Origin of the sequence: Burkholderia sp. BCC0405, assembly GCF_902833075.1 — a bacterium.
In the GTDB taxonomy this organism is placed as follows: domain Bacteria; phylum Pseudomonadota; class Gammaproteobacteria; order Burkholderiales; family Burkholderiaceae; genus Burkholderia.
The window spans coordinates 11,884-34,036 of sequence record NZ_CADFEO010000033.1 but is presented as its reverse complement, the minus strand read 5'-3'; the positions used below and the strand labels follow the sequence as shown (position 1 = coordinate 34,036).

The 22,153-nt window shown below is 68.0% G+C and carries 20 protein-coding genes and 1 riboswitch; of the genes, 18 read left to right on the top strand and 2 right to left on the bottom strand.

The window, feature by feature from the left end; all coding sequences use genetic code 11:
* From HWX36_RS34775 to metF, 16 genes are all read left to right on the top strand, one after another.
* Complete coding sequence (locus tag HWX36_RS34775; protein ID WP_175958271.1) at positions 1-984, top strand: CheR family methyltransferase; 984 nt, start codon at positions 1-3, stop codon at positions 982-984.
* Complete coding sequence (gene cheD / locus HWX36_RS34770; protein ID WP_175958270.1) at positions 981-1,706, top strand: chemoreceptor glutamine deamidase CheD; 726 nt, start codon at positions 981-983, stop codon at positions 1,704-1,706. The genes HWX36_RS34775 and cheD overlap by 4 nt, the downstream gene beginning before the upstream one ends.
* Positions 1,703-2,794, top strand: a complete 1,092-nt coding sequence (locus tag HWX36_RS34765; RefSeq protein WP_175958269.1) for a chemotaxis response regulator protein-glutamate methylesterase — start codon at positions 1,703-1,705, stop codon at positions 2,792-2,794. Before cheD ends, HWX36_RS34765 begins: the two co-directional genes overlap by 4 nt.
* 67 nt (positions 2,795-2,861) lie before the next feature.
* The gene (cheY, locus tag HWX36_RS34760) at positions 2,862-3,257 is read left to right on the top strand and encodes a chemotaxis response regulator CheY (protein WP_011350601.1); all 396 of its coding nucleotides are present in this window, start codon (positions 2,862-2,864) and stop codon (positions 3,255-3,257) included.
* 1 nt (position 3,258) lies between these two features.
* Positions 3,259-3,990 carry a protein phosphatase CheZ gene (gene cheZ, locus HWX36_RS34755; protein WP_175958268.1) on the top strand — a complete coding sequence of 244 codons (732 nt, stop codon included), beginning with the start codon at positions 3,259-3,261 and terminating at the stop codon, positions 3,988-3,990.
* Between the two features lie 207 nt (positions 3,991-4,197).
* Entirely contained in the window at positions 4,198-4,701 is a 504-nt protein-coding gene (locus HWX36_RS34750) for a DUF2844 domain-containing protein (RefSeq protein WP_175958267.1), read from the top strand.
* Positions 4,702-4,717: 16 nt separating this feature from the next.
* Positions 4,718-5,947, top strand: a complete 1,230-nt coding sequence (locus HWX36_RS34745) for a DUF3443 family protein (RefSeq protein WP_175958266.1) — start codon at positions 4,718-4,720, stop codon at positions 5,945-5,947.
* 649 nt (positions 5,948-6,596) lie between these two features.
* Positions 6,597-6,977: a DUF805 domain-containing protein gene (locus tag HWX36_RS34740; RefSeq protein ID WP_175958292.1), complete on the top strand. Its 381-nt coding sequence runs from the start codon at positions 6,597-6,599 to the stop codon at positions 6,975-6,977.
* A 333-nt stretch (positions 6,978-7,310) separates the two neighbouring features.
* Complete coding sequence (gene flhB, locus HWX36_RS34735; RefSeq protein ID WP_175958265.1) at positions 7,311-8,507, top strand: flagellar biosynthesis protein FlhB; 1,197 nt, start codon at positions 7,311-7,313, stop codon at positions 8,505-8,507.
* Positions 8,504-10,603, top strand: coding sequence for a flagellar biosynthesis protein FlhA (gene flhA / locus HWX36_RS34730; protein WP_175958264.1), 2,100 nt, complete (start codon positions 8,504-8,506; stop codon positions 10,601-10,603). The genes flhB and flhA overlap by 4 nt, the downstream gene beginning before the upstream one ends.
* Complete coding sequence (gene flhF / locus HWX36_RS34725; RefSeq protein WP_175958263.1) at positions 10,600-12,339, top strand: flagellar biosynthesis protein FlhF; 1,740 nt, start codon at positions 10,600-10,602, stop codon at positions 12,337-12,339. Before flhA ends, flhF begins: the two co-directional genes overlap by 4 nt.
* Positions 12,332-13,150, top strand: a complete 819-nt coding sequence (locus HWX36_RS34720; protein WP_175958262.1) for a MinD/ParA family protein — start codon at positions 12,332-12,334, stop codon at positions 13,148-13,150. Before flhF ends, HWX36_RS34720 begins: the two co-directional genes overlap by 8 nt.
* Before the next feature lie 22 nt (positions 13,151-13,172).
* Complete coding sequence (locus HWX36_RS34715; protein ID WP_006484033.1) at positions 13,173-13,907, top strand: RNA polymerase sigma factor FliA; 735 nt, start codon at positions 13,173-13,175, stop codon at positions 13,905-13,907.
* A 98-nt stretch (positions 13,908-14,005) separates the two neighbouring features.
* A riboswitch (S-adenosyl-L-homocysteine riboswitch) is annotated at positions 14,006-14,121 on the top strand.
* Between the two features lie 32 nt (positions 14,122-14,153).
* Complete coding sequence (ahcY, locus tag HWX36_RS34710) at positions 14,154-15,572, top strand: adenosylhomocysteinase (RefSeq protein WP_175958261.1); 1,419 nt, start codon at positions 14,154-14,156, stop codon at positions 15,570-15,572.
* Between the two features lie 162 nt (positions 15,573-15,734).
* Positions 15,735-16,088: a phage holin family protein gene (locus tag HWX36_RS34705; protein ID WP_011882923.1), complete on the top strand. Its 354-nt coding sequence runs from the start codon at positions 15,735-15,737 to the stop codon at positions 16,086-16,088.
* Positions 16,089-16,113: 25 nt separating this feature from the next.
* Complete coding sequence (metF, locus tag HWX36_RS34700; protein ID WP_175958260.1) at positions 16,114-16,944, top strand: methylenetetrahydrofolate reductase [NAD(P)H]; 831 nt, start codon at positions 16,114-16,116, stop codon at positions 16,942-16,944.
* 89 nt (positions 16,945-17,033) lie between these two features.
* Here the strand turns inward: metF and HWX36_RS34695 are convergent, their stop codons facing one another.
* Both HWX36_RS34695 and HWX36_RS34690 read right to left on the bottom strand, forming a co-directional pair.
* Positions 17,034-18,512 (bottom strand): amidase family protein, encoded by a 1,479-nt coding sequence (locus HWX36_RS34695; protein WP_175958259.1) that lies wholly within the window; start codon positions 18,510-18,512, stop codon positions 17,034-17,036.
* Positions 18,513-18,592: 80 nt separating this feature from the next.
* Positions 18,593-19,285, bottom strand: a complete 693-nt coding sequence (locus tag HWX36_RS34690) for a dienelactone hydrolase family protein (RefSeq protein ID WP_175958258.1) — start codon at positions 19,283-19,285, stop codon at positions 18,593-18,595.
* A 222-nt stretch (positions 19,286-19,507) separates the two neighbouring features.
* On the opposite strand from HWX36_RS34690, the gene HWX36_RS34685 reads away from it, so the two are divergent.
* A complete protein-coding gene (locus HWX36_RS34685; RefSeq protein WP_175958257.1) occupies positions 19,508-20,587 on the top strand; it encodes a nitronate monooxygenase in 1,080 nt (359 codons plus the stop codon).
* A gap of 416 nt (positions 20,588-21,003) precedes the next feature.
* Positions 21,004-22,146 (top strand): branched-chain amino acid ABC transporter substrate-binding protein, encoded by a 1,143-nt coding sequence (locus HWX36_RS34680; protein WP_175958256.1) that lies wholly within the window; start codon positions 21,004-21,006, stop codon positions 22,144-22,146.
* Positions 22,147-22,153: the final 7 nt, after the last annotated feature.

Genomic DNA, 22,153 nt, shown 5'->3' with positions numbered 1-22,153 from the left:
ATGCCGCACGCGCGCGCGCCGTTTCGACCCGATGTACCGGATGCCTCGCCTCGCGCGGGCGAGCCGGGGCGTGACTTCGCGTTCACGAGCGCGGATTTCGCACGCATTCGCGCGCTGATCCATCAACGCGCGGGAATCTCGCTGTCCGAGCACAAGCGCGACATGGCGTACAGCCGTCTCGCGCGCCGCTTGCGGGCACGCGGCCTCGACACGTTCCGCGACTACCTCGACCTGCTCGAGCAGGAAGACGATCCGCTCGAGTGGGAAGCGTTCACCAATGCGCTGACCACGAACCTGACCGCGTTCTTCCGCGAGTCGCACCATTTCCCGATCCTGTCGGATTTCGTGAAGGGGCGGCCGGCGCCGGTATCGGTCTGGTGCTCGGCGGCGTCGACCGGCGAGGAGCCGTACTCGATCGCGATCACGCTGATCGAGGCGCTCGGCGAATCGGCCGCGCGCGGCGCGTCGATCCTCGCGACCGATCTCGACACGCAGGTGCTCGCGAAGGCGGAGTCCGGCATCTACACGTACGACCAGGTCAAGCACCTGTCGCCCGAGCGGCTGAAGCGCTTCTTCCTGAAGGGCACGGGAGCGCAGTCCGGCCGCGTGAAGGTGCGCCCCGAGCTGCGCGCGATGATCCGCTTCGAGCAGCTGAACCTGACCGATGCGGACTACGGGATCGCGAAGCCGTTCGACGCGATCTTCTGCCGCAACGTGATGATCTATTTCGACAAGCCGACCCAGGGGCAGGTGCTGTCGCGCTTCGAGCCGCTGGTCAAGCCGGGCGGGCTGCTGTTCGCCGGCCATTCGGAAAATTTCACGTATGTCACGCAGGCGTTCCGGCTGCGCGGGCAGACGGTGTATGAACTGACCCGCGACGCCGCACTGGGCGCGCGGCCGCGTGGCGCGCAGGCGCCCGCGATGCCGTCGCCGGTGCGTGCGCGGGCCGCGGGCGCCGCGCCCGCCTTTGGAGAGCGCGGATGAGCGCCCTGCCGATCGCAACCAATCGCTACTTCGACAACCACTTCGGCCGTCCCGGCGTGAAGCTGTTGCCGAACGAGTTCTACACGACGTCCGAGGACATGGTGCTGATGACCGTGCTCGGCTCGTGCGTCGCCGCGTGCCTGCACGACCCGTACGCGGGCATCGGCGGGATGAACCACTTCATGTTGCCCGACGACGGCGCGGATCCGGGCGCAGCCGCGTCGGAATCGATGCGCTACGGTGCGTATGCGATGGAAGTGCTGATCAACGAGATGATCAAGGCCGGCGGGCGCCGCGAACGCTTCGAGGCGAAGGTGTTCGGGGGCGCCGCCGTGCTGGCCGGGATGACGACGATCAACATCGGCGACCGCAACGCGGATTTCGTGCGCCGCTACCTGGCGCTCGAACGCATCCGCATCACGGCGGAAGACCTGCAGGGCGTGCACCCGCGCAAGGTCGCGTTCATGGCGAACAGCGGGCGCGCGATGGTGAAGAAGCTGCGGCTGCAGGTGCCGGGCGTCACCGAGCGCGAAGCCGCGCTCGCCCGCGAGGCCGATCGCGCCCGCGCCGCACGGCCGCGTCCGCAGGTCGAGCTGTTCGCGGCGAAGCGCCCGGCCCCGCCGCAGCCGGCGCGGCCGCGCATCGAGCTGTTCGGGGCGCGCAGCGCGGCGCCGGCCGGCGGCGTGCGGGCGGCGAACCTATCAAGAAAGCAGGAGGCATGACCGCAGTGCAGAAGATCAAAGTGTTGTGCGTCGACGATTCGGCGCTGATCCGCAGCCTGATGACCGAGATCATCAACAGCCAGCCCGACATGACGGTGGTCGCGACCGCGCCCGATCCGCTCGTCGCGCGCGAGCTCATCAAGCAGCACAACCCCGACGTGCTCACGCTCGACGTCGAAATGCCGCGCATGGACGGGCTCGACTTCCTCGAGAAGCTGATGCGCCTGCGGCCGATGCCGGTCGTGATGGTGTCGTCGCTGACCGAGCGCGGCTCGGAAATCACGCTGCGCGCGCTCGAACTCGGCGCCGTCGATTTCGTCACGAAGCCGCGCGTCGGGATTCGCGACGGGATGCTCGACTATGCGGAAAAGCTCGCCGACAAGATCCGCGCGGCGTCGCGTGCGCGCGTGCGCCAGGCGCCGCAGCCGCAGGCCGTCGCGCGCGCGGCGGACAGCCACCCGGCCGCGCCGATGATCAACAACCCGCTCGTCAGTACCGAGAAGCTGATCATCATCGGCGCGTCGACGGGCGGCACCGAGGCGATCCGCGAAGTGCTGACGCCGCTGCCGCCGGATGCGCCGGCCGTGCTGATCGCGCAGCACATGCCGCCCGGCTTCACGAAGTCGTTCGCGCAGCGGCTGAACGGCCTGTGCCGGATCGCGGTGAAGGAGGCGGAGCACGGCGAGCGCGTGCTGCCGGGCCACGCGTATATCGCGCCGGGCCACGCGCACCTGTTGCTTGCGAGAAGCGGGGCGAACTATATTGCGCAACTGTCGGACGAGCCGCCGGTGAACCGGCACCGCCCGTCGGTCGACGTGCTGTTCCGATCGGCGGCGACGCACGCGGGCAAGAACGCGATCGGGGTGATCCTGACCGGGATGGGCCGCGACGGCGCGGCCGGCCTGCTGGAAATGAAACGCTCGGGCGCTCACACGTTCGCGCAGGATGAAGCGAGCTGCATCGTGTTCGGGATGCCGCGCGAGGCGATCGCGCTGGGCGGCGCGGACGAGATCGTGTCGCTCGCCGAGATGAGCCGCCGCGTGATGGCGCGCCTGGCGACGATGGGCGACCGCGTGCAGCGCGTTTGAATGGAATGTCACGGGGCGCGTGCCACGATACGCGTCCCGACGGAAACGAATCTGGAAAGGAACGACGATGGACAAGAGCATGAAAATCCTGGTGGTGGACGATTTCCCGACGATGCGCCGGATCGTCCGCAACCTGCTCAAGGAACTGGGCTACTCGAACGTCGACGAGGCCGAGGACGGCGCGGCCGGCCTTGCGCGGCTGCGCGGCGGCGGTTTCGACTTCGTGATCTCCGACTGGAACATGCCGAACCTCGACGGCCTCGCGATGCTGAAGGAAATCCGCGCGGACGCGACGCTCACGCACCTGCCGGTGCTGATGGTCACGGCCGAGTCGAAGAAGGAGAACATCATCGCGGCCGCGCAGGCCGGCGCGAGCGGCTACGTCGTGAAACCGTTCACGGCGGCGACGCTCGACGAGAAGCTGAACAAGATCATCGACAAGATGGCGAAGGCCGGGAGCTGACGTGAACGAGCCGACTCATGCCGCGCTGACGGGTGCGGGGTTCAGCGCCGACGGCCACGCCGAAGGCGCCGGTTTCGCGAGCGACCGCATCCTCGCGCGTATCGGCCATGTCACACGCACGCTGCGCGATTCGATGCGCGAGCTCGGGCTCGACAAGCACGTCGAGCGGGCGGCGGAAGCCGTACCCGATGCGCGCGACCGGCTGCGCTACGTCGCGACGATGACCGAGCAGGCCGCCGTGCGCGTGCTGAACGCGATCGAGGTCGCGAAGCCGATGCAGGCGCGCATCCAGAACGAGGCCGAGGCGCTCGACGCGCGCTGGGCGCAGTGGTACGCGGCACCGATCGAGCACGCGGAAGTGCGCGCGCTGATGGACGATACGCGCACGTTCCTGCGCACGCTGCCCGAATCGACGTCGGCGACCAGCGCGCAACTGCTCGAGATCATGCTCGCGCAGGATTTTCAGGACCTGACCGGGCAGGTGATCAAGAAGATCATGGACATGGTCTACCTGATCGAACAGCAACTGCTCACCGTGCTCGTCGAGAACATCGCGCCTGAGCGGCGCGAGCAGTTCGCGGCCACCGCGGCTGCGTTCGCGGCCGAGCAGATGAGTTCGACCGGCAGCCCCGAGTCGCTGCTGAACGGCCCGCAGATCGCGCCGGAAGGCAAGACCGACGTGGTCCAGGACCAGGGGCAGGTCGACGACCTGCTCGCCAGCCTGGGCTTCTGACCCGGCCGCGTTCCCCATACTGCTTTCCGCGCCCGCCGCACCGAGGCCCAGGGCGGTCCTGCGTCAAATTGACACTTCGACACCCTCAGCAGGCATACTACGCATCAGTAGCAACGTAGTGTCATTCGTACGATTTCATCTGTTGGCAGGTGGCGCGGGCCCGATGGCCGCGCGACTGGCAACGAAGCCAGTCCCTTGGGGGGGAACGTGAAGCTGAAACGCTTGGGCTGGGCTGTCGCGCATGCGACGGCTGCAATGGGTGTGCTGTGGAGCGTCCACGCATACGCGGAACTGGGCGGCGCGCCGATGTCGCCGCCGGCGGACGATCAGGCCGCAACCGTGCGCGCATTGCAGCGCGCAATGCGTTCGGCAGACGGCGTGCAGACGAGCACGGCCGCCTATACCGTCCGCGAGATCACGCTCGGATCGGGCACCGTCATCCACGAATACACGTCGGCGGCCGGCAGCGTGTTCGGCCTCGCGTGGCAAGGGCCGACGATGCCGGATCTCGCCTCGCTGCTCGGCAGCTATTTCCCGCAGTACACCGCAGGCGTCCAGGCGGCACACAAGGCGCGCGGCTGGCGCGCGCCCGTGTCCGTCGACACGAGCGGCCTCGTGATCCGGACCGGCGGCCACATGGGCGCCTTCTCGGGCCAGGCGTGGCTGCCGGCGGCGCTGCCTGCCGGCCTGACCGGCACCGACATCCAGTGACAGCGGGAGAGCGATCTTGAGAATTCCTCGTACATTCAAGCGCTGGCTCGGCGTGCTGGGCCTCGCGGCGGCGACGGCCGTCCTCGTGACGGCATGCGGCGGCGGCGACGGTGGCGGCAGCAGTTCGGGCAGCAACGGCAACAACGGTAACGGCGGCTCGGACGGCAATTCCGGGAACACGGCCGTCATCACCGTCAACGCCGGCGTCGCGAACGTGATCAACATCCCGACCATCAGCCTGAAGGTCTGTGCGCCGGGCACGTCGAACTGCCAGGTGGTCACCAACGTGCTTGTCGATACCGCGTCCTACGGGCTGCGGCTCGTCGGCAGCGCCGTGTCGGGCGTGCTTGGCAGCCTCCCGCAGGTGACGAGCGGCGGCGCGCCGGTCGCCGAGTGCGGCAAGTTCGTGTCGAGCTATACGTGGGGTTCGGTGCGCACGGTCGACCTGTCGATCGGCTCCGAGCAGGCGAGCTCGCTGCCCGTGCAGATCATCGGCGACCTCGGCACGACGAACGTGCCGAGCTCGTGCACGAACGGCGGCGCGTCGGCCAACACGGCGAGCGCGCTCGGCGCGAACGGGATCCTCGGCATCGGGCCGGCGCCGGTCGACTGCGGTACGACCTGCGCGACGTCCACGTCGACGAACAACAACTACTACGCGTGCCCGAACGGCGACAACGCGAACTGCACGATTGCGCTCGTGCCGGTGGCGCAGCAGGTGGCCAACCCCGTGCATCATTTCGCCGACAGCAGCGGGGTGAGCGTGAGCATGCCGACCATCTCGAGTAACGGACAGGCGAGCGCAACCGGGACGCTGACGTTCGGCCTGCCCGACCTGACCGGGAAGACCGTGATGACGTCGACCACGGCGGGCGACGTCAACGCGGCGTTCCTCGGGCGCAACATGACTGCGTTCTTCGATACGGGTTCGAATGCGTACTTCTTCAACGATTCGTCGCAGACGGTCTGTTCGAAGAACACGCAGTTCTACTGCCCGCCGGCGTCGACCACCTATTCGGCGACGCTGACCGGCCAGAACGGCGTGAGCGGCACGGTATCGATGCCCGTCACGAATGCGGATTCGCTGTTCTCGAACCCGTCGACGTTCGCGTTCAACGACATCGCGGGTCCGTTCGGTTCGTCCAGCTGGCTCGACATCGGGATGCCGCATTTCTACGGCAAGACGATCTACTTCGGGATGGACAACACCGCGAGCGGCGGCGCGGCGCCTTTCGTCGCGTTCTGACGCGGCACGGCGGGACGCAGGAACAAGGGGGCGAGCGGTCGCCCCCTTTTTTTATCCGGACGCGGGGCGCGGCACGACGGGTTCGACCGGCGCGCCGCCGCGCGCGGGCTGCGCGCGCAGGGTTTGCGTCGATCCGTTCCACGCATGGTGTAGGGCGATCGTGCCGGGGTGCGGCGCGTCAGGCGTCCGTGCGCCGGGCGGCGCAGCCGGCTGTCAGCGCGCAGGCGCGCGACAGCCGCGGAACCAGCGGAAGACGGAGCAGGGTGCGGTTCGACCGGAATCGGGAATGGCGAAGGGTCGCGCGCTTTGCACATCTGCGTAATGCCGGCCGGTTAATCGAATACGGCACACTTTTGCCGATTATCGATCGCACCCGGATTTCATTTTGATGTAATCAAATGCCGGATTATCCCGGGCTTCAGTTTCTGTCAGGTATTCAGGATTATTGAAATGACGCGGCATGCAAGTCGACGGTGTCGCATTCCGCTGTTGCAGCCGTTCCCGTGCCGTGTGGGCGGCGTTCTGGCGGCGATGCGGCCGGGTGCGCGCACTACCCGGTATGTAAAAACAGATGGAGTCCGCCGAAATTCAAACATATAATGCCGGCGTTGTTTCCGGGGTCGTCTATATAAAACAGGAGGGTAATAAGATGAATTTTTCAGAAGCCGTTCGTTCCGTACTCAATAAATACGCGACATTCGAAGGCCGTGCGCGCCGTGCCGAATACTGGTATTTCGCGCTGCTGACCTGTGCGCTGTCGATCGCCGCGCAGATCATCGGCGCGGTGGGCCGCGACGCGGGCCTGATCACGCTGCTGCTGCTCGCCGTGATCTGCCTGGTTTCGCTGGCGCTGATCATTCCGAGCATCGCGGTCAGCGTGCGCCGGCTGCACGATACGGGCCGCTCGGGCTGGTTTCTGCTGCTCGCGCTGATTCCGATCGTCGGCGGCATCCTGCTGCTCGTGTGGATGTGCTCGCGCGGCACCGAAGGTCCGAACCGCTTCGGCGAGGATCCGGTCGCGGCAGCCTGACCGACGCCTGCCCCGACGCGCGACGCCGTCGCGTCGGGGCACGGTTCGCACCCGCCAAGCCGTTTCACCGACTCTCCCTTTCCGCGCCTTTTCCCCGCTTCACGCCGTCGCCGCTCCGTCCGGAGCCGACCCCCGCGATCGCACCGATCGACACGTTGTCCGGCCGCGCCGCACACCGTTCCGTCCCCCTTCCAGGCCCGTTCGCGCCGGCTCGCCCGATTCCCCGAAATACCCCCCTTTCCCGGCTTTGCTCGACCGATCGGCGTTTGACGCCTCCATGAATAATCGGTGTCACTGGAAAGCGGCATTCCGCCGTACCCGACTGGAGGCCACGTGGCAGACGAGAGCGATCTCGACAAGACCGAAGCCGCCACTCCCAGGCGCCGCGAGAAGGCGCGCGAGGAGGGGCAGGTCGCGCGTTCGCGCGAGCTGGCTTCGTTCGCGCTGCTCGCGGCCGGGTTCTATGGCGCCTGGCTGCTCGCGGGCCCGTCGGGCGGGCATCTGCAGGCGATGCTGCGCGGCGCGTTCACGTTCGATCGCGCGACCGCGTTCGACACGAACCGGATGCTGTCGGCGGCCGGCAGCGCGAGCTTCGAAGGCTTCGCCGCGCTGCTGCCGATCCTCGCGCTCACCGGCGTCGCCGCGCTGCTCGCGCCGATGGCGCTCGGCGGCTGGCTGATCTCGTCGAAGACCTTCGAGCTGAAGTTCGACCGCCTCAACCCGATCTCGGGCCTCGGCCGGATCTTCTCGATCCAGGGGCCGATCCAGCTCGGGATGTCGCTCGCGAAGACGCTGGTCGTCGGCGGGATCGGCGGCATCGCGATCTGGCGCAGCAAGGACGAGCTGCTCGGCCTCGCGACGCAGCCGCTCGGCGCGGCGCTGCCCGATGCGCTGCACCTGGTCGCCGTGTGCTGCGGCACGACGGTCGCCGGGATGCTGGTGGTCGCCGCACTCGATGTGCCTTACCAAATCTGGCAGTACAACAAGAAGTTGCGCATGACGAAGGAAGAAGTGAAGCGCGAGCATCGCGAGAACGAAGGCGATCCGCACGTGAAGGGGCGCATCCGCCAGCAGCAGCGCGCGATCGCGCGCCGCCGGATGATGGCGGCCGTGCCGAAGGCCGACGTGGTCGTGACGAACCCGACGCACTTCGCCGTCGCGCTGCAATACACGGACGGCGAGATGCGCGCGCCGAAGGTCGTCGCGAAGGGCGTGAACCTCGTCGCCGCGCGCATCCGCGAACTCGCGGCCGAGCACAACGTGCCGCTGCTCGAAGCGCCGCCGCTCGCGCGTGCGCTGTATCACAACGTCGAACTCGAACGCGAGATTCCCGGCTCGCTGTACTCGGCCGTCGCCGAAGTGCTCGCGTGGGTCTACCAGCTCAAGCGCTTCCGTTCGGAAGGCGGCGCGTTCCCGGCGGCGCCGGTCGATCTGGCGGTGCCGGCCGACCTCGACAAGGGCGCGTCGGTGCCCGCCGAAGACGAACGCGAGGAAGCCGAAGACACGCTCGGCAAGGCAGGTGCGGCATGAGCACCCCGACCGGCCTGTTCGCGAAGCGCCCGAACCCGTTCGCGGGCACCAACCTGCGCGCGCTCGCGGGCCCGATCCTCATCTGCATGATCCTGGGGATGATGATCCTGCCGCTGCCCCCGCTGCTGCTGGATCTGCTGTTCACGTTCAACATCGCGCTGTCCGTGATGGTGCTGCTCGTCAGCATGTACACGATGAAGCCGCTCGACTTCGCGGCGTTCCCGAGCGTGCTGCTGTTCTCGACGCTGCTGCGCCTGTCGCTGAACGTCGCGTCGACGCGCGTCGTGCTGCTCGAAGGCCACACGGGCCCGGACGCGGCCGGCCAGGTGATCGAGGCATTCGGCCACTTCCTCGTCGGCGGCAACTTCGCGGTCGGTATCGTCGTGTTCGTGATCCTGATGATCATCAACTTCATGGTGATCACGAAGGGCGCGGGGCGGATCGCCGAAGTGTCCGCGCGCTTCACGCTCGATGCGATGCCCGGCAAGCAGATGGCGATCGACGCCGACCTGAACGCGGGCCTCATCAACGAAGAGCAGGCCCGCAAGCGCCGCCTGGCCGTGTCGCAGGAAGCCGAGTTCTACGGGTCGATGGACGGCGCGTCGAAGTTCGTGCGCGGCGACGCGATCGCCGGCCTGATCATCATGGCGATCAACGTGATCGGCGGGCTGATCGTCGGGATGGTCCAGCACGACATGACGTTCGCCGCGGCCGGCACGAACTACACGCTGCTGACGATCGGCGACGGCCTCGTCGCGCAGATCCCGTCGCTCGTGATCTCGACCGCGGCGGGCGTGATCGTGTCGCGCGTCGCGACCGACGAGGACATCGGCACGCAGATCACCGGCCAGCTGTTCACGAACCCGCGCGTGCTGAACATCACCGGCGCGATCATCGGGCTGATGGGGCTGATCCCCGGCATGCCACACTTCGCGTTCCTCGCGCTCGGCGGCGGCGCGATCTGGCTGGCCCGCACGCAGACCAAGCGCGCGGCGGCCCGCAAGGCGGCCGGCGACCTGACCGACATCGCGCCGCCCGCGGCGCTGCCGTCGGACAGCCATGAGGCGACCTGGGACGACGTGCAGCTGATCGACCCGCTCGGGCTGGAAGTCGGTTACCGGCTGATCCCGCTCGTCGACAAGAACAGCGACGGCGAACTGCTCAAGCGCATCAAGAGCATCCGCAAGAAATTCGCGCAGGAAATCGGCTTCCTGCCGCCGGTGATCCATATCCGCGACAACCTCGAGCTGCGGCCGAACGCGTACCGGATCGCGCTGAAGGGCGTCGAGATCGGCGTCGGCGAAGTGTTCCCGGGCCAGTGGCTCGCGATCAACCCCGGCCAGGTGACGGCCGCGCTGCCGGGCGCCGTCACGCAGGATCCCGCGTTCGGGCTGCCGGCCGTGTGGATCGACGTCGCGATGCGCGAACAGGCGCAGGTGTACGGCTACACGGTGGTCGACGCGAGCACGGTCGTCGCGACGCACCTGAATCATCTGGTCGTCCAGCACGCAGCCGAGCTGCTCGGCCGCCAGGAAGTGCAGTCGCTCGTCGAGCGCACCGGCAAGGACGCGCCGTCGCTCGTCGAGGACCTCATCCCGAAGACGATCTCGCTGACGACGCTGCAGAAGGTGCTGCAGAACCTGCTCGAGGAAGGCGTGCCGATCCGCGACATGCGCACGATCCTCGAGGCCGTGTCCGAACACGCGGGCCGCGGCGATGCGTTCGAGATCACGGCCGCCGTGCGGCTGGCGCTCGGCCGCGCGATCACGCAGCAGTGGTATCCGGGCGCAGGCGAGATGCAGGTGATGGGCCTCGACTCGAATCTCGAGCGCGTGCTGTCGCAGGCGCTCGCCACCGGCGCGAACCCGGGCCTCGAACCCGGCCTCGCGCACAACCTTCTGACCGGCACGCAACAGGCGATGCTGCGTCAACAGAATCTCGGGCTGCCGCCCGTGCTGCTGGTGCAGCACGCGCTGCGCGCGATGCTCGCGCGTTTCCTGCGCCGCAGCCTGCCGCAATTGAAAGTGCTGTCGTACGCCGAAGTGCCGGACACACGCACGATCAAAGTCGTTAACGTCATCGGGGGTTCCGCTTGAACATTCGCAAATTCACCGGCGCAACGAGCCGCGACGCACTTCGTCTCGTGCGCGAGGCGCTCGGCGCCGACGCGGTCGTGCTGTCGAACCGCACGCTCGATGACGGCAGCGTGGAAATCGTTGCGCTTGCAGATTCGGACCTGGCCGCCGTGACGCCGCCGGCTGCGGCGCGCCCGCGCAGCGCCGCGCCGCGCGTGCCGGAATCCGTGCCGGCCGCCGCTGTGCCGGGCATCGTGTCGCGCCCGGGTGCGGCGCTCGCGCGCCCGACGGTCAATCCGTATGCGGCAGGCGAAGGCGGGCTGCCGGACGTGTTCTCGTCGGTGTTCGGCGCCAGCGCCGAGGCAGACGACGCGGCGGCGCAACCGTCGGCGATCGAGGACGACGCGCCGGCTGCGGCAGCGCCGCTTTCGGCCGCCCCGGCCGCGGCCTCTGAACCCGCACCGTGGCTCGTCGAGCACGCGAAGCGCCTGACGCAACAGCGCGACGCGCTGATGGCGCGTGCGCAGGCGGCGCCCGCCGCGCCGCAGGCGAGCGCGCCTGCCCCGCAGGCCGCCGCGAGCGCGACGCCGCCCGACTGGGCGCGCGACATCGTGCGCGACGCCGAACGCCGGATGCCGGCCGCCGCCGCCCGCGCGCGCGACACGAGCGCGAGCGCGGCGTATGCCGCGAAGGCGGCCGAGCGCACGCGCCTGTCCGCCGACACCGCGGCCGCGGTGGCCGACGCAGTGAAGTCGCGCATCGAGCGGATCGTCAACGATACGGTGATGCAGGAGCTCGGCGAACTGCGCGGGATGATGGAAGAACAGTTCGACAGCCTGTTGTGGCACGACCGCCAGCGCCGCAGCGCCGTGCATGGCGCGCTGACGAAGCACCTGTTCGCGGCCGGTTTCTCCGCGCAGCTCGTGCGGATGCTGGTCGACAACATGCCGGCCGGCGACGGCGCGCAGACCTTCGAACAGGCCGCCGCATGGGCGCAGTCGGTGCTCGCGTCGAACCTGCCGGTGCTCGAAAGCGAGGATGCGCTGATGGAGCGCGGCGGCGTGTTCGCGCTGATGGGGCCGACGGGCGTCGGCAAGACGACCACCACCGCGAAGCTGGCCGCACGCTGCGTGATGCGCTTCGGCGCGAGCAAGGTCGCGCTGCTGACCACCGACAGCTACCGGATCGGCGGCCACGAGCAGCTGCGCATCTTCGGCAAGATCCTCGGCGTGCCCGTGCACGCGGTGAAGGATGCGGGCGACCTCGCGCTCGCGCTGTCCGAGCTGCGCAACAAGCACATCGTGCTGATCGACACGATCGGCATGAGCCAGCGCGACCGCGCGGTATCCGACCAGATCGCGATGCTGCACGGGGCGAACGCGCCGGTGCAGCGCCTGCTGCTGCTCAACGCGACGAGCCACGGCGACACGCTCAACGAAGTCGTGCAGGCGTACCGCAGCGCGGGCGAGCATCCGGACCTGGCCGGCTGCATCCTCACGAAGCTCGACGAGGCGACCCACCTCGGCGGCGTGCTCGACACGGTGATCCGCTACAAGCTGCCGATCCATTACGTGTCGACCGGCCAGAAGGTGCCGGAGAACCTGTACGTCGCGTCGACCAAATTCCTGCTGAAGAGCGCGTTCTGTGTACCGCGCGACGGCTCGCCCTTCGTGCCGCAAGACGAGGACATGCCGACGCTGCTCTCCGCACTGACCGCACGTTCCACCGCCGAGCTGCACGAGGTGCGATTTGGATAAACGAAACATCGACCAGGCCGAAGGGCTGCGGCGCCTGCTGGCCGGGCGCGCGTCGCGCATCGTCGCGGTGACGGGCGGGCCGGCGGGTGTCGGCTGCACGTCCACCGTCGTGAACCTGGCGGCGGCGCTCGCGTCGCTCGGCAAGGATGTGCTCGTCGTCGACGAGCGTGCCGACGTGCATTCGGCCAGCGCGACGCTGGCGGGCGCGTGGCTGCGCGACGGCGAACGCACGCGGGTCGCGGCCGGCTTCGGCCTGTGCGGCGCGGCGCGGCTCGCACGCACCGGCTACACCGATGCGCAACTGAGCGATTTCATCGACGGGCCGGCCGACATCGTCCTCGTCGACGCGCAGCTCGGCGCCGACGGTTCGTTCTCGACGCTCGCACGTGAAGCGCACGACGTGCTGATCGTCACGCGGGTCGCCGCGCAGGCGATCACCGAGGCGTACGCGTGCATGAAGCGGCTGCATTTCGCGCATGCGCTCGCGCAGTTCCGCGTGCTGACCAATCACGTCGGCAGCCACGCGGACGCGAAGGTCGCGTTCGACAACCTCGCGGGCGTCGCGAGCCGCTACCTGACGGTGTCGATCGCCGACGCGGGCTGCGTGAGCGCCGATCCGCTCGTCGAGCACGCACGCGAGCTGATGCGTGTCGTGGTCGACGCGTTCCCGTCGTCGGCTGCCGCGCGCGACTACCGGCAGATTGCCGCCGACCTGCTGTACTGGCCGATGCGTCCGCATTCGGGTGCGGGCCGCGCCGTGCACGCGGGCGGCAAGCCGTCGTATGAGGCGGGCGCGGCACACGCCGCGTGAGGGCCACCGGAAGGAGAGAGCCATGATGTACAACGCTCAAGGAAAGATGTCTCAGGCCGACGTGCTCGCGCAATATGCGCCGCTCGTGCGACGCCTCGGGCTGCAGCTCGTCGCGAAGATGCCGGCGAGCGTCGACCTCGACGACCTGATCCAGGCCGGCATGATCGGCCTGATGGACGCGGCCGGCCGCTACAAGGAAGACCAGGGCGCGCAGTTCGAGACCTACGCGACGCAGCGCATCCGCGGCGCGATGCTCGACGAGCTGCGCAGCAACGACTGGCTGCCGCGCAGCCTGCGCAAGACGTCGCGCGAGGTCGAGCACGCGGTGCACCAGGTCGAGCAGCATCTCGGCCGCTCGGCGAGCGAGACCGAGATCGCGCAGCACCTGAACATGCCGCTCGACGAATACCAGGGGATGCTGCAGGACCTGCACGGCAGCCAACTGATCTACTACGAGGATTTCGACCGTGCGGCCGACGATGAGCCGTTCCTCGACCGCTACCGCGTCGATCACGCCGATCCGCTGTCGGCGCTGCTCGACGAGCACCTGCGCGAAGCGCTCGTCGAGGCGATCGAGCGGCTGCCGGAGCGCGAGAAGCTGCTGATGTCGCTGTACTACGAACGGGGTCTGAATCTGCGCGAGATCGGCGCCGTGCTCGAAGTGAGCGAATCGCGCGTGTGCCAGCTGCACAGCCAGGCCGTCGCGCGCCTGCGCGCGCGGCTGCGCGAACAGGCGTGGGTCGGCGCGGAGTCCTGACCCTTTCCTGACGGCAGCGCACGCCGCCGTCGCGCGCTTGCGCCGTGTGTGCGCCGCGCTTGCGCATTCTGCGCGCCGATTTGCTACAATCCTCTCCGCTTTCCGAGGAGCGTTGCGACGGACCATCCTGCGTCCGCCAGGCTCGGAAGGCTTCACCAAGCAGCCGCGCGGCACAACCGCGCCGGTTCCGCTTCCTGAACGGCGCTCACGTCACCAATCTAGAAACTTTTTAGAAAGGAGGGCGTGATGAACGCCATGATCGATTCCAAAGCTTCCAACGATTACGTCGTCGCCGACATGGCGCTGGCCGGCTGGGGCCGCAAGGAACTGAATATCGCCGAGACCGAAATGCCGGGCCTCGTGCAGATCCGTGACGAATACAAGGCGCAGCAGCCGCTGAAGGGCGCGCGCATCGCCGGTTCGCTGCACATGACGATCCAGACGGGCGTGCTGATCGAGACGCTGAAGGCGCTCGGCGCGGACGTCCGCTGGGCCTCGTGCAACATTTTCTCGACGCAGGACCATGCGGCTGCCGCGATCGTCGAAGCCGGCACGCCGGTGTTCGCGTTCAAGGGCGAATCGCTCGACGAATACTGGGAGTTCTCGCACCGCATCTTCGAATGGCCGAACGGCGAATTCGCGAACATGATCCTGGACGACGGCGGCGACGCAACGCTGCTGCTGATCCTCGGCGCGAAGGCCGAGAAGGACCGTTCGGTAATCGCGAAGCCGACCAACGAGGAAGAAGTCGCGCTGTACAAGTCGATCGCGAAGCACCTCGACGCGGACCCGACCTGGTACTCGACGCGCCTCGCGCACATCAAGGGCGTGACCGAAGAAACCACGACCGGCGTGCACCGCCTGTACCAGATGGAAAAGGACGGCCGCCTGCCGTTCCCGGCGTTCAACGTGAACGATTCGGTCACGAAGTCGAAGTTCGACAACCTGTACGGCTGCCGTGAATCGCTGGTCGACGGCATCAAGCGCGCGACCGACGTGATGATCGCGGGCAAGGTCGCGGTCGTCGCGGGCTACGGCGACGTGGGCAAGGGCTGCGCGCAGTCGCTGCGCGGCCTGGGCGCGACCGTGTGGGTCACCGAAATCGACCCGATCTGCGCGCTGCAGGCGGCGATGGAAGGCTACCGCGTCGTGACGATGGAATACGCGGCCGACAAGGCCGACATCTTCGTGACGGCGACCGGCAACTACCACGTGATCAACCACGATCACATGAAGGCGATGCGCCACAACGCGATCGTCTGCAACATCGGTCACTTCGACTCGGAAATCGACGTCGCGTCGACCCGCCAGTACCAGTGGGAAAACATCAAGCCGCAGGTCGACCACATCATCTTCCCGGACGGCAAGCGCGTGATCCTGCTGGCGGAAGGGCGCCTCGTGAACCTCGGCTGCGCGACCGGCCACCCGTCGTTCGTGATGTCGAACTCGTTCGCGAACCAGACGCTCGCGCAGATCGAGCTGTTCGTGCGCGGCGGCGAGTACGAGAACAAGGTGTACGTGCTGCCGAAGCACCTCGATGAAAAGGTCGCGCGCCTGCACCTCGCGCGCATCGGCGCGAACCTGTCCGTGCTGTCGGACGAGCAGGCGTCGTACATCGGTGTGCAGAAGGATGGCCCGTTCAAGCCGAACCACTACCGCTACTGATCCGATGCGCCGCTGCCGCGGTGCCGTGCGCGCGTCGCCGACGTGCCCGCGGTACGGCGGCACGGCGCCGGATCGCCGGTTGCCGCGGCGCGCCTTCGGGCACCCGCGGCAACCGGCGGCGGCTACTGATCGTACCGATCGACAACCGAACCGGAGCACTCCATGAGCGTCATCCTCACCTGGGTCATCAACGCGCTCGCGCTGCTGATCATCACGTACCTCGTGCCGTCGATCCACATCAAGAGCTTCGGCACGGCGCTGATCGTGGCGGTCGTGCTCGGCCTGATCAACACGGTGATCCGCCCGGTGCTGATCCTGCTGACGCTGCCCGTCACGATCGTCACGCTCGGGGTGTTCATCCTCGTCGTGAACGCGTTGTGCTTCTGGTTCGCGTCGTCGCTGCTGAAGGGCTTCGAGGTGTCGGGCTTCTGGTCCGCGTTCTTCGGTTCGATCCTGTACAGCATCGTGTCGTGGCTGCTGTCCGCGCTGATCTTCGGTCAGCGCGACATCGGCTGAGGCCTGAGCCTGTTCCCACCGAATCATGAAACCGATCGAACTCTCGTTTGAATTCTTCCCGCCGAAGACGGCGGAAGGCGTCGAGAAGCTGCGCGCCACGCGTGCGCAACTGCTGCCGCTGAAGCCGAAATTCGTCTCCGTGACGTTCGGCGCCGGCGGCTCGACGCAGCAGGGCACGCTCGATACCGTGCTCGACATGCAGAAGGACGGCCTCGAGGCCGCGCCGCACCTGTCGTGCATCGGCTCGTCGCGCGACAGCCTGCGTGCGATCCTCGACCAGTACCGCTCGTACGGCATCCGGCATATCGTCGCGCTGCGCGGCGACCTGCCGTCCGGGATGGGCGCGGTCGGCGAGCTGCGCTATGCGTCCGAGCTCGTCAGCTTCATCCGCGCCGAGCATGGCGACTGGTTCCACATCGAGGTCGCCGGCTATCCCGAGTACCATCCGCAAGCGCGAACGCCTGCGGCCGATCTCGAGAATTTCGCGCGCAAGGTGAAAGCCGGCGCGAATTCCGCGATCACGCAATACTTCTTCAACGCCGACGCGTATTTCCGCTTCGTCGACGATGCGCGCAAGCTGGGCGTGGACGTGCCGATCGTGCCGGGCATCATGCCGATCACGAACTTCTCGCAGCTGATGCGCTTCTCCGAGATGTGCGGCGCCGAAGTGCCGCGCTGGGTCGCGCGCCGGCTCGAGAGCTTCGGCGACGATCGCGAGTCGATCCGTGCGTTCGGCGCGGACGTCGTCACGAGCCTGTGCCAGCGTCTGGTCGACGCGGGCGTGCCCGGGCTGCACTTCTATACGCTGAACACGGCGGCCGCGACGCGGACGATCTGCGAACGGCTCGTCGTGTAAGCGCGCTCACGCGATTGCAGGTGGAAAAGCCCCGCCGGTTTGTGCCGGCGGGGCTTTTTTTCGAGGCCCGCAGCGCGGGGCCGCGTGCGTCAGCGCTGCGCCTGCATCAGCGGCGGGCGGCGGTCGAACCACGGCCGCGCCTGTTCGAGCTGCCGGGCGAGCCTGAGCAGCAGCCCGTCGTCGGTGTGGCGCGCGGCAAACTGCACGCCGATCGGCAGCCCGCGCGCGTTCCAGTAGAGCGGCACCGACATCGCCGGCTGGCCGGTCAGGTTGAACAGCTCGGTGCAGCCGGCCCACTTGAACGCCTTTTCCGACGACTTCGCGAGCATTTCCTTCAGCAGCGGCTTCACCGGCAGCGCGGCGAGCACCTTCATCTGCGCCGATTCGAACGGCGTCGGCTGCAACTCGCCGATCTTCACCGGCGGGCCCGCGAGCGACGCGCACAGGATCGCGTCGTAGCGCGACACGAGGCCGGCCACCTGCACCGTAAGCTGGCGCTGCCATTCGAGCACGTCCGGCAGGCGCGTGCGCGCGAGGCGCCGGCCGACCACGGCCATCGCCCACGTCGCGGCCTCGAATTCGCCGCGCTTCGGCGTGCGGCCGGTCAGCGCGCGCGCGCCGAGCACCATCTCCTCGGCGATCGTCGCCCATAGCGTGAGGAAGGTTTCGGCCGCGCGCGCGTAGTTGACGTGCAGCGTCGCCGGCTCGACATGGTGGCCGAGCGATTCGAGCAGCGCGGCCGCGTCGTCGAGCGCCGCGCGCGTGTCGTCGGCGAGCGCCGGCGCGAGCATCGGGTCGAGCACGAGGCCGATCCGCAGCGGGCCGGGCGGCGTGTCGAGCTCGCCGAGGAACGTGCCGGGCGAGCCGGCCGGCAAGGTCTGGCCGGTCGTCACGTCGAGCAGCAGCGCGCTGTCGCGCACGCTGCGCGTGACCGCATGCTGGACGACCAGCTCGCCGTTCGAAGGCAGGTCGACGAGTACCGGGTTGCGGCTCGGCTTCAGTCCGAACAGCCCGCAGCACGATGCCGGAATGCGGATCGAGCCGCCGCCGTCGGACGCATGCGCGATCGGCACGATGCCGGCCGCGACGGCCGCCGCCGCGCCGCCGCTCGAGCCGCCGGGCGTGTGATCGAGACTCCACGGGTTGCGGCACGCGCCGAACAGCTCGGGTTCCGTGTACGGCATTTGGCCGATCTCCGACGTGTTGGTCTTGCCGAACACGTTGAGACCGGCCGCGCGGCTTCGCGCGATCACCGGCGAATCGTCGGCGGGCACGAAATACCGGTAGTGCCGGCTGCCCATCGACAGCGGCAGCCCGGCGACCGCCGCGCCGAGATCCTTCACGAGATAGGGGACGCCGGCGAACGGCGCGTCGGCGCCGCCGTCGGGTGTGGCGGCCGCACGCTGGCGTGCGGCTTCGTAGTCCTGCAGCACGATCGCGTTGATCGCGCTGTTGACCGCTTCGGCCTGGCCGATCGCGGCGTCGAGCAGTTCGCGCGGGCTCGCCTTGCGTTCGCGTACCAGCGTGGCGAGGCCGATCGCGTCATGCGCGAGATAGTCCGAGTGCATCGCAGTCACCCCCGTTGTGACCCGTGGCGATGACGGCAGCATAACGCGGGCCCGGTGCGCGGGCCCGCGGCCGGCCGTTTTTAGAGGTGCTCGGCGAGGAAGGTCAGCGTGCGGCCGTGCGCGAGCGCCGACGCGCGCTGGTTGTACGACGCGCGGTCCGTGCAGTTGAAGCCGTGCTCGGCGCCCGGATACACATGGAACGACGCATGGCCGTGGCCGGCGAATGCCGCCTTCACCTGTTCGACGGCCGTGAGCGGGATTCCGTGGTCGTTTTCCGCGTAGTGGAACAGGATCGGCTGCGTGACCTTGCCGGCGAGGTCGAGCGCGTTCTGGATGCCGCCGCCGTAGTAAGCCACGGCCGCATCGATCTTGCCGGTCGCGGCCGCGCGGTACGCGAGCTGACCACCGAAGCAGTAACCGATCGCGGCGATCTTGCCGGCCACTTCGGGGCGCGCGCGCAACGCATCGGCGGCCGCACCGATGTCCGCGACCGCGAGACCCACGTCGGTCTTTTTCATCAGTTCGATGCCTTTGTCGCGATCCGCGCCTTCGTAGGTCAGCTCGACGCGCGGCTGCGTGCGCCAGAACACGTCCGGCGCGAGCGCGACGAAGCCGTCGGAGGCGTACTGGTCGGCGACCGCGCGGATGTGCGAGTTCACGCCGAAGATCTCCTGGATGATGATGACGGCAGGGCCTTTGCCGCGCTTGGGCAGTGCGAGATAGCCGCCGAAGCTGTCGTTACCGGTGGGGATGTCGATCCATTGGGCAGTCACGTTCTGAACTCCTGGCGAACGGGGTGCGCGATGCGCCTCCCGGGGTGGAACAGGCCCTAGAGTGTGCCACCGATCCCGTGTCATTGCAGGGTACGCGCCCGCTTCTCGCGCAGCGATCGTTTCGATCTCGATTATTCATTTTTCGGCGCTGCGCCACTTCGATAGAGTCGATGTGCCGGCCTTTACAAAGCGCTTTCGCGCATCGTCATCGAAGGATTCGCCATGTCTGCCCGTTTGTTGTCCACCCCCTTTTCCGAACGCTTCGGCCTGCGCCTGCCGCTCGTGCAGGCGCCGATGGTCGGCGCGACCACGACCGCGATGGTCGCCGCCGCCTCGAATGCCGGCGCGCTCGGCAGTCTCGGCGCCGGCGCGTTCGCGCCCGAGCGCCTCGCGTCCGAAGTCGACGCCATTCGCGCGGCGACCGATCGCCCGTTCGCGATCAACCTGTTCGTGCTGCCGGACGCCGCGCCCGACGCGGCGACCGTCACCCGCGCATTGGCCGCGATCGACCCGCTGAACGCGGCGCTCGGATTGCCGCCGGGCACGGCGCCCGCGCGCTACGCTCCCGACTTTCGCGCGCAGCTCGATGCACTCGTGGCGTTGCGCGTGCCCGTGGCGAGCTTCACGTTCGGCGTGCTCGATGCCGCCGACGTCGCGCGCCTGAAGGCCGCCGGCACCTACGTGATCGGCACGGCGACGCACGTGGCCGAGGGGCTCGCATGGCGGGCGGCCGGCGCCGACGCGCTGTCCGCGCAAGGCGCGGAGGCGGGTGGCCATCGCGGCACGTTCATCGGTTCCGCCGATGACGCGCTGATCGGTACGCTCGCGCTCGTGCCGCAACTGGTCGACGCGACCGGCCTGCCCGTGCTTGCCGCGGGCGGCATCATGGACGGCCGCGGGATCGCGGCCGCGCTCGCACTCGGCGCGCAAGGCGCACAGCTCGGCACCGCGTTTCTCACCTGCACGGAAAGCGCGATCGCGGCGGACTGGAAGGCGCGCCTGCTCGCGAGCGCCGATACGTCGACGCAGGTCACGCGCGCGATCACCGGCCGCCACGCGCGCGGGCTGCGTAACACGCTGATGGCGCGGCTCGGCGAGCGCATGGCCGACGTCGCGCCGTACCCGGTGCAGAACGCGCTGACGCAGCCGCTGCGCCAGGCCGCCGCACGCGCCAACAATGGCGACTACCTGTCGCTGTGGGCCGGGCAGGGCGCACCGCTCGCGCGACGGCGCGGCGACGCGCTGACGACCTCGCAGCTCGTTGACGCGCTCGATGCCGAATGGCGTGCGGCGGCGGCCTGAATCGTTCATGTCGGACGATGAAACGCGCGTTGTCGCGCGCGTTTCATTCAATGATCGCAGACATAAAATACCGAATCGAAATGCCCCCGGACTGCTTTGAAACACCCTTTCGGCACGCCGCCGAGAATTAGCGGAAACCCTTATCAGGCGGGGCTTGCAGCGATGTTCGAGTCGTCATTCCAAAGTACGCATATCGGTAGTGTTACCACTACCCCAAAAAAGTCCCACAAATTAATTTGATCACCTACACTTGCGCGCAAGTACGGGCGGGCGGCTGCTAAAAGCGGCGGTTTTCACGTGCTTGAGGCCAAGTGCATGAACGATGCATCCGGCGAATCGTCCAGTGATTGCAAACACAGGGATGGCAGCGGGGCACCGGGCGATGGCGTTTATTGGGACCGAAACTGGAGACTTACATGAATATCAAGATGCAAAAGCTGCTGCCGATCACTGCTGCGGCGATGCTGTGCGTTGCAGCTGCAAGCAACGCGGCCGCCGATCAAGTCGTCAAGATCGGCCACGTCGCGCCCTTGACGGGCGGCATTGCACACCTGGGCAAGGACAACGAAAACGGTGCGCGTCTCGCGGTCGAGGAGATCAACGCCAAGGGTCTCGTGATCGGCGGCCAGAAAATCACGCTGCAACTCGACCCGCAGGATGACGCTGCCGACCCGCGGCAGGCCACGCAGGTCGCGCAGAAGCTCGTCGACGACAAGGTCGTCGCGGTGGTCGGCCACCTGAACTCGGGCACGTCGATCCCGGCCTCGAAGATCTACAGCGATGCAGGCATCGTGCAGATCTCGCCGTCGGCGACCAACCCGGCCTACACGCAGCAGGGCTTCAAGACCACGTACCGCGTGGTGGCCACCGATGCGCAGCAGGGCCCGGCACTCGCGAACTACGCGCACTCGAAGGGCATCAAGAGCGTGGCCGTGGTCGACGATTCGACCGCGTACGGCCAGGGTCTCGCGAACGAGTTCGAGAAGAAGGCCAAGGCGCTCGGCCTGAAGGTGATGTCGCATGACGCGACGAACGACAAGGCGGTCGACTTCCGCGCGATTCTGACCAAGATCAAGGGCGAGAATCCGGACGCGATCATGTACGGCGGCATGGACGCCACCGGCGGCCCGTTCGCGAAACAGGCGAAGCAGCTCGGCCTGCGCGCGAAGATCTTCGCGGGCGACGGCGTGTGCACGGAAAAGCTGGCCGACCTGGCCGGCGACGCGACCGACAACGTGGTGTGCTCGGAAGCCGGTGCTTCGCTCGAGAAGATGGCGGGCGGCGCAGCGTTCAAGGCGAAGTACGAGAAGCGCTTCGGCCAGCCGATCCAGATCTACGCACCGTTCACGTATGACGCCGTGTACATCATCGTCGATGCGATGAAGCGCGCGAACTCGACGGATCCGGCGAAGATCCTCGCCGCGATGCCGTCGACGAACTACTCGGGCGTGATCGGCACGACGACCTTCGACTCGAAGGGCGACCTGCAGCACGGCGTGATCTCGCTGTACAACTACAAGAACGGCAAGAAGTCGCTGCTCGACGAAGTGAAGATGTAACCCGACA

Bases quoted from the DNA above. Each gene is read 5' to 3' on its own strand.
- HWX36_RS34680 (WP_175958256.1), top strand. From the start codon at position 21,004: ATGAATATCAAGATGCAAAAGCTGCTGCCGATCACTGCTGCGGCGATG.
- flhA (WP_175958264.1), top strand. From the start codon at position 8,504: ATGAGCACCCCGACCGGCCTGTTCGCGAAGCGCCCGAACCCGTTCGCG.
- HWX36_RS34765 (WP_175958269.1), top strand. From the start codon at position 1,703: ATGACCGCAGTGCAGAAGATCAAAGTGTTGTGCGTCGACGATTCGGCG.
- cheY (WP_011350601.1), top strand. From the start codon at position 2,862: ATGGACAAGAGCATGAAAATCCTGGTGGTGGACGATTTCCCGACGATG.
- ahcY (WP_175958261.1), top strand. From the start codon at position 14,154: ATGAACGCCATGATCGATTCCAAAGCTTCCAACGATTACGTCGTCGCC.
- HWX36_RS34715 (WP_006484033.1), top strand. From the start codon at position 13,173: ATGATGTACAACGCTCAAGGAAAGATGTCTCAGGCCGACGTGCTCGCG.
- metF (WP_175958260.1), top strand. From the start codon at position 16,114: ATGAAACCGATCGAACTCTCGTTTGAATTCTTCCCGCCGAAGACGGCG.
- HWX36_RS34775 (WP_175958271.1), top strand. From the start codon at position 1: ATGCCGCACGCGCGCGCGCCGTTTCGACCCGATGTACCGGATGCCTCG.
- cheD (WP_175958270.1), top strand. From the start codon at position 981: ATGAGCGCCCTGCCGATCGCAACCAATCGCTACTTCGACAACCACTTC.
- HWX36_RS34740 (WP_175958292.1), top strand. From the start codon at position 6,597: ATGAATTTTTCAGAAGCCGTTCGTTCCGTACTCAATAAATACGCGACA.
- HWX36_RS34695 (WP_175958259.1), bottom strand. From the start codon at position 18,512: ATGCACTCGGACTATCTCGCGCATGACGCGATCGGCCTCGCCACGCTG.
- HWX36_RS34705 (WP_011882923.1), top strand. From the start codon at position 15,735: ATGAGCGTCATCCTCACCTGGGTCATCAACGCGCTCGCGCTGCTGATC.
- HWX36_RS34685 (WP_175958257.1), top strand. From the start codon at position 19,508: ATGTCTGCCCGTTTGTTGTCCACCCCCTTTTCCGAACGCTTCGGCCTG.